This is a genomic window from Enterobacter cloacae complex sp. GF14B, from assembly GCF_004136805.1.
Classification (GTDB): domain Bacteria; phylum Pseudomonadota; class Gammaproteobacteria; order Enterobacterales; family Enterobacteriaceae; genus Enterobacter; species Enterobacter hormaechei_C.
This window is the reverse complement of sequence record NZ_QFRV01000003.1, coordinates 129,417-135,815: the sequence shown is the minus strand read 5'-3', so window position 1 is coordinate 135,815 and position 6,399 is coordinate 129,417. Positions and strand designations below refer to the sequence as shown.

At 53.8% G+C, this 6,399-nt stretch carries 8 protein-coding genes; 3 read left to right on the top strand and 5 right to left on the bottom strand.

What is annotated here, in order from left to right; translation table 11 throughout:
• Positions 1-139 precede the first annotated feature (139 nt).
• The 3 genes from DD606_RS02170 to DD606_RS02160 form a co-directional block, all read right to left on the bottom strand.
• On the bottom strand, positions 140-499 hold the full coding sequence (locus DD606_RS02170; protein WP_003863427.1) for a hypothetical protein: 360 nt from the start codon (positions 497-499) through the stop codon (positions 140-142).
• Between the two features lie 124 nt (positions 500-623).
• Positions 624-2,057 (bottom strand): 6-phospho-beta-glucosidase BglA, encoded by a 1,434-nt coding sequence (gene bglA, locus DD606_RS02165; RefSeq protein WP_003863430.1) that lies wholly within the window; start codon positions 2,055-2,057, stop codon positions 624-626.
• Positions 2,058-2,173: 116 nt separating this feature from the next.
• The gene (locus DD606_RS02160) at positions 2,174-2,905 is read right to left on the bottom strand and encodes a MurR/RpiR family transcriptional regulator (protein WP_003863431.1); all 732 of its coding nucleotides are present in this window, start codon (positions 2,903-2,905) and stop codon (positions 2,174-2,176) included.
• Between the two features lie 266 nt (positions 2,906-3,171).
• On the opposite strand from DD606_RS02160, the gene DD606_RS02155 reads away from it, so the two are divergent.
• The gene (locus tag DD606_RS02155) at positions 3,172-3,831 is read left to right on the top strand and encodes a hemolysin III family protein (protein WP_003863433.1); all 660 of its coding nucleotides are present in this window, start codon (positions 3,172-3,174) and stop codon (positions 3,829-3,831) included.
• Positions 3,832-3,916: 85 nt separating this feature from the next.
• Here the strand turns inward: DD606_RS02155 and ygfZ are convergent, their stop codons facing one another.
• The gene (ygfZ, locus tag DD606_RS02150) at positions 3,917-4,897 is read right to left on the bottom strand and encodes a tRNA-modifying protein YgfZ (RefSeq protein ID WP_022649306.1); all 981 of its coding nucleotides are present in this window, start codon (positions 4,895-4,897) and stop codon (positions 3,917-3,919) included.
• 294 nt (positions 4,898-5,191) lie between these two features.
• On the opposite strand from ygfZ, the gene sdhE reads away from it, so the two are divergent.
• Together sdhE and DD606_RS02140 are read left to right on the top strand one after the other, a co-directional pair.
• Positions 5,192-5,458: an FAD assembly factor SdhE gene (gene sdhE / locus DD606_RS02145; RefSeq protein ID WP_003863437.1), complete on the top strand. Its 267-nt coding sequence runs from the start codon at positions 5,192-5,194 to the stop codon at positions 5,456-5,458.
• Positions 5,439-5,849: a protein YgfX gene (locus tag DD606_RS02140; protein WP_022649305.1), complete on the top strand. Its 411-nt coding sequence runs from the start codon at positions 5,439-5,441 to the stop codon at positions 5,847-5,849. The genes sdhE and DD606_RS02140 overlap by 20 nt, the downstream gene beginning before the upstream one ends.
• 1 nt (position 5,850) lies before the next feature.
• Here DD606_RS02140 and fldB read toward each other — a convergent pair whose 3' ends face one another.
• Positions 5,851-6,372 (bottom strand): flavodoxin FldB, encoded by a 522-nt coding sequence (gene fldB / locus DD606_RS02135; RefSeq protein ID WP_003863440.1) that lies wholly within the window; start codon positions 6,370-6,372, stop codon positions 5,851-5,853.
• Between the last annotated feature and the right edge of the window lie 27 nt (positions 6,373-6,399).

Below are 6,399 nucleotides of genomic sequence, written 5' to 3'. Positions count from 1 at the left end.
CGGCGCGCAGCCAGCCGCTGTCGGCAGCCTGGCTGAGGGGCAGCCATAGCCAAAGCAGGCAGACCAGCAGTCGCCTGAATACAGTAAACATAAATTATCTCCGTAAATGATGAATTAACCTGAAGTAACAGGCGAAGACTCATTCACGGAAGACGCATAATCGCAGATGCACCCTTAACCGGGGCGGGGAGATAACGCGGGGAGGCCACTGCCGTTCGCGGCGCGGCGGGCTGGCTGCCAGCAACGCCAGCAGCAGGGTGACGGCAATCAGGGCGCCTTCAAACAAAACAGGCGGGACCGACATCAGCGACTTGGCGCTAAGCTCACACGGGGTTACCGGTGCGTCGGTACTCTCCTGCCCCTGCTGGACAGACTGGCTCGTGGCGGTGACGTTCATGACAAGCGCGTGCATCCCGGCCATCCGCTGGGCGGTGCATATCAGCACCACCAGGCAGGCCAGGGCTACAAGCAGGATAGCGTTGCGTTGTCGCTTGATCATGTTCGCCTCAAATATTCAGGACGCCTATATTATCGGGCGAACATATTTTGGCAACGCAAAAGCTGTAAAGAAGTGTCTGGAAGATAAGCGGTTTGCCCTCTCCGCTTGCAGAGTGGGCGAGCCATTACAGCGTTTCGCCGTTGCTGGCAATGACGGTTTTATACCACTCAAAGCTCTTCTTACGGGAGCGGGACATGTCACCGGTACCGTCGTCGTGCTTGTTGACGTAGATAAAGCCGTAGCGCTTGCTGTACTGGCCGGTGGTGAAGGAGACGCAGTCAATGCAGCCCCACGGGGTATAGCCCATCAGATCCACGCCGTCCCAGGTCACGGCCTTCATCATCTCTTCCACGTGGGCGCGCAGGTAGTCGATGCGGTAGTCATCGTTGATGCTGCCGTCCTCTTCCACTTTGTCGTAGGCGCCGAAACCATTTTCGACGATAAACAGCGGCTTCTGATAACGTTCGTACAGTTCACAAAGCGAATAGCGCAGGCCTACCGGATCAATCTGCCAGCCCCAGTCGGACGCCTTGACGTGCGGGTTCGGCACGCTGCCCTCGAAGCCGGAAATGGCGTCACCGGTGCCGCCTTCCGCTTTGACCGCGTTGGTCATGTAGTAGCTGAAACCTAAGTAGTCGCAGGTGCCCTCACGCAGGATCTGCTCGTCGCCCGCTTCCATCCTGATGGAGAACCCACGGCGCTCCCACTCGTTCAGTACGTAAGACGGGTAGTAGCCGCGCAGCTGCACGTCGGTAAAGACGTAGCGCTCGCGCATGGATTCCTGAGCAAACATGACGTCCTCTGGCTTGCAGGAGTAAGGATAGAGCGCCACCATCGCCAGCATGCAGCCGACTTTCATCTCCGGGTTAATACGGCGTGCGGCTTTCACCGCCAGCGCGCTGGCCACGAACTGGTGGTGCAGCACCTGGTACATGGTCTCTTCCGGGTTGTCGTGCTCGGTATAGACCACGCCAGAGCAGCAGTAGCCGAACAGCGGCGCACGCCAGTTGCGCTGGTTGTTGATTTCGTTGAAGGTCATCCAGTATTTGACCTTATTTTTGTAGCGCTCAAATACCACTTCCGAGAAGCGCACAAAGAAATCGACCACTTTACGGTTGGTCCATCCGCCATATTCCTGAACGAGATGCAGCGGCATTTCAAAGTGGGAGAGGGTGATCACCGGCTCGATGTTGTACTTCAGCAGTTCATCGAACATGTCGTCGTAAAACTTCAGCCCCTCTTCGTTTGGCTGAGTTTCGTCGCCTTTCGGGAAGATGCGCGTCCAGGCGATGGAGGTACGGAAACATTTGAAGCCCATCTCGGCAAACAGCTTAATGTCTTCTTTGTAATGGCCATAGAAGTCGACGGCTTCGTGGTTCGGGTAATATTTGCCTTCAATCACTTCCTGCGTGATTTCACGCGGAACGCCGTGTGCGCCGCCGGTGAGCACGTCGCAGATGCTTGGCCCTTTGCCGCCTTTGTTCCAGCCGCCTTCAACCTGGTGCGCCGCCACCGCGCCGCCCCATAAAAAATCTTTCGGTAAGGTGAGTTTTTTCATCTTTGCTATTCTCAATTCAGGACTTATTGATTTCGAGTCTAGCAAAGCGGAATTAAATGTCACGATATAACAATTTGTGGAAATTGTAATTTGTCACATCAAAAAAACAGGATGTTTTATTCTGTTAATTTCTTCGCCAGTTTTCGGCCTAATGATTCCAGAATATAGATGACGGGAATTTGCGTGGTGATATCGTAAACGCCGCCAATACGCGTTTGCGGGACATGCCAGGAGAGGTTAAAGTCCGCCAGCTTTGCGAGACGAGAATGTTCATGGCTGGTGACGGAGAGCACCTTGCAGTGGTGCAGGCTGAACTGGCTGGCGAAGCGCAGGATCTCCTCGGTTTCGCCGGAGACGGAGAGTACAATGGCCAGCGCATTTTTAGCCATGTCGTTAGTGACCGGGAAATAAGGATCGTCGATATGGTTACTGAATTTGCCGATATTTGAAAAGAAACGTGCGCCATATTTTGCCAGCGATCCGGAGGTGCCCGCACCGACAAAAATAATTCGTTCAGATGATAAAATAATATCGACGGCTTTATCTAATAGCGCATCAAACTCTTCGTTATTTACGCTTTTAAAGAAGCTGATAATTTCACTGGCACCAAAATTGGCCTGCTGCGGCTCGTTCTGCTCCAGATAGAGTTTAAAGCGCACCCGAAATTCCGAGTAACCATCGCAGTTGAGCTTGCGGCAGAAGCGCAGGATAGTGGTAGTGGAAACGCCCACCGCATCCGCCAGCTCGCGGATGGTCATGTACATCACTTTATCGCGGTTCTTAATGACATAGTTGTAGACCATCATTTCCAGATTGTTGAGGCTGGCAATGGCGGAATGGCTGAACATACTCACAATGGCTAAACTCGCTGTCGGACACTATTCCTGAAGCATACCATGATGACGAAGGGCGGGAGACGGATTTATCTCCTTGATTACTCAGGTGTTAATAAAATCATTTACACCTGTGCGGTGGATTGCTTTTGCATTGTACTGATTTATAAGGATAAATCTTGATTATGGATTTATTTTAGCTAACAGGTGTTCACTGGAATCATTCTCAGTTAGCATAGACTGGCGATGAATAATCATCTTTTGTTTTCCCGGAGTTAAGTATGGTGAGCAGACCATTAATCGCACAGGGATATTCGCTGGCTGAGGAAGTAGCCAACAGTATAAGCCATGGCATTGGCCTGGTTTTTGGGATTGTCGGCTTAGTGTTATTGCTGGTACAGGCAGTGGATACCAACGCCAGCGCGATGGCCATTACCAGCTACAGCCTGTATGGCGGGAGTATGATCCTGCTTTTCCTTGCCTCAACGCTGTATCACGCGATTCCGCATCAACGGGCGAAGATATGGCTCAAGAAATTTGACCACTGCGCTATCTATCTTCTTATTGCGGGTACCTATACGCCGTTTTTGCTGGTGGGGCTCAACTCACCGCTGTCGCGTGGCCTGATGATTGTGATCTGGAGCCTGGCGCTGCTGGGGATCCTGTTTAAGCTGACCATTGCGCACCGGTTTAAAGTGTTGTCGCTGGTTACCTATCTGACAATGGGCTGGCTGTCGCTGATTGTGGTGTATCAGTTAGCCATTAAGCTGGCGGTGGGGGGCGTGACGCTTCTGGCGGTGGGCGGTGTGGTCTACTCGCTGGGCGTGATTTTCTACGTCTGCAAGCGTATTCCGTACAACCATGCCATCTGGCACGGCTTTGTGCTGGGCGGCAGCGTGTGCCACTTCCTGGCAATTTATCTGTATGTTGGGCAGGTGTAGTTTTTTTGTAAGGTGCGGTCTGATGCCCTCACCCCGACCCTCTCCCACAGGGAGAGGGTGAATATCAACACCGGGCGATACAGCATCAATCTTCCAGTGAATACGGCAGCGGCTCAATGCTGAGCGTGTTTGCATCATCACGCACGCGGAACACGCTGTCGGGCTCCATATCATTATTCATGACAACCTGCACCAGCAGGCGGCCATCATCGAGCTGGACGGCGGCTAACACGGTGCCGGTACGGCGCCAGTTTTCGCCCATCTTCATCTCAAGATCTTCACCCGCTTCCGGCACACGGCTGGCGTGACCAGCCAGCGTCCACAGGGCGCGTTTGTTCGCGCCGCGGAATTTCGCACGCGCCACCATTTCCTGACCGGTGTAGCAGCCCTTCTTAAAGCTGATACCACCCAGCGCCTGGATGTTTGTCGCCTGCGGGATAAACTGCGCGCTGTTTGCCGCGTCAATGACCGGCAGGCCCGCTTCGATGTTCAGCGCCAGCCACTGCTGGCTGTTGTTGAGCTGTGCTTCACCGCGCAGGGCGTCAGTGACGCGTTCCGCCGTTGCTTCGTCGGTTACCAGCAGGAAGCGCTCCGCCGGGTGTTCGAACCACAGAATGGAGGTCGCTCCCTCGCTGACCAGCTGTTTTTCAGCATCCGGTAGCTCGGCAAACAGGTTTTTCAGCGCTGCACGCGCCTGGAAACCCGCGACCCCCAGCAGAACGTGTTCATCGTCCGGGGCGATGGTGACTTTAGAAAAGACCGCGTATTTTTTTAGCTCTTTAAGCTGGGCGTCACGCAGGCTGCGGCGCTCAATAAAGGCGAATCCGTCCTGACGGCGGAACAGACGCAGGTTGCTCCACATTTTGCCTTTTGGATCGCAATGCGCGGCCAGCAGATGCTGGTGCTCAGTCAACTGCGCCACGTCCGCCGTGACCTGGCCTTGCAGGTATTTTTCGCTGTCCGCACCGGTCAGTGTCGCCAGTGCCCAGTCATCAAGAGTAATCAGCGTCAGCGGCAGACGCGCAGAGGCGGCGGGCTGGCGAGGAGAAAATGGTGTAAATGCCATAGTGATGTCCTGAATTGCTTAACGCTTTGATAATACCTAATGGTAAAAGAGACTGTATTCAATGCAAGCGCTTTCAGCAGGCCATTCGTGCCATTACGCGGTTATGCGTGGCGCTACGCAAAATAGTGTAATCCGCTGTCTTTATAAGGATTATTCAGGAAGCCTGCTCGAGGTTCGCAATATTCCAGTAAAGAAACGGTCAAAAACACGTTACACTAGCAGGTGTTCCCGGAGAGCAATAATGAATACCAAACGGGATACCGACTGTGCCAAACGTAATGCAGGAAACAGAACATGGATATTAACAACAAGGCCCGTATTCACTGGGCGTGCCGTCGCGGCATGCGTGAACTTGATATCTCCATCATGCCTTTCTTCGAGTATGAGTACGACAGCTTAAGCGATGACGATAAGCGCCTGTTTGTCCGTCTGCTTGAGTCTGACGATCCGGATTTATTCAACTGGCTGATGAATCACGGCAAGCCCGCCGACACCGAGTTGCAACGGATGGTGCAATTAATTCAAACACGGAATCAGGAACGTGGTCCTGTGGCAATCTGATCTTCGCGTCTCGTGGCGCTCACAGTGGATGTCCTTACTGCTCCACGGTCTGGTCGCGGCAATGGTGTTATTGGTGCCGTGGCCGCTAAGCTATACCCCTCTGTGGCTGCTTTTGCTGTCGTTTGTGGTGTTTGATAGCGTGCGCAGCCAGCGTCGAATCAACGCCCGTCAGGGTGAAATTAAGCTGCTGATGGATTCTCGCCTGCGCTGGCAGGGAAAAGAGTGGGAAATGATAGGGACGCCGTGGATGCTCAACACCGGGATGATGCTACGGCTGCGTCGGGTCGAGGATAACCGTCGCCAGCACCTGTGGCTGGCCGCAGACAGTATGGATCCCGCGGAGTGGCGGGATCTGCGCCGGCTAATCGTGCAACAGCCAACGCAGGAATAAATCAGCTAAACTGCTCGGCCATCTCACCCAGAATTTGTTCGCACCAGGTCTGGAGGCGCTCGTCGCTGAGATCGTACTGGTTGGTTTCATCCAGCGCGAGCCCGACAAACAGCTGGCCGTCGGCAATGACGGGTTTTGGGCTGGTGAACTCATAGCCTTCCGTAGGCCAGTAGCCGATAAACGTCGCGCCCTTTGGCGCCAGTTTGTCATGCAGCATGCCGAGCGCGTCGAGGAACCACTCCCCGTAGCCCAGCTGGTCGCCCATGCCGTACATCGCAATGATTTTGCCTTCAAAATTGACCGAATCGAGCTGATCCCAGATGGCTTCCCAGTCTTCCTGAATCTCACCAAAGTCCCAGGTAGGGATACCCAGAATCAGCACATCGTACTGCTCCATCAAGGCAACCGCGTCATCTTTCAGGTTATGCAACGTCACCAGTTCCGGGCCAATGATGTCACGAATTTTCTCCGCCGCCATTTCGGTGTAGCAGGTGCTGGAACCATAGAACAGACCAATATTCATCGCGTAACTATCTCAATTCTTGCTATG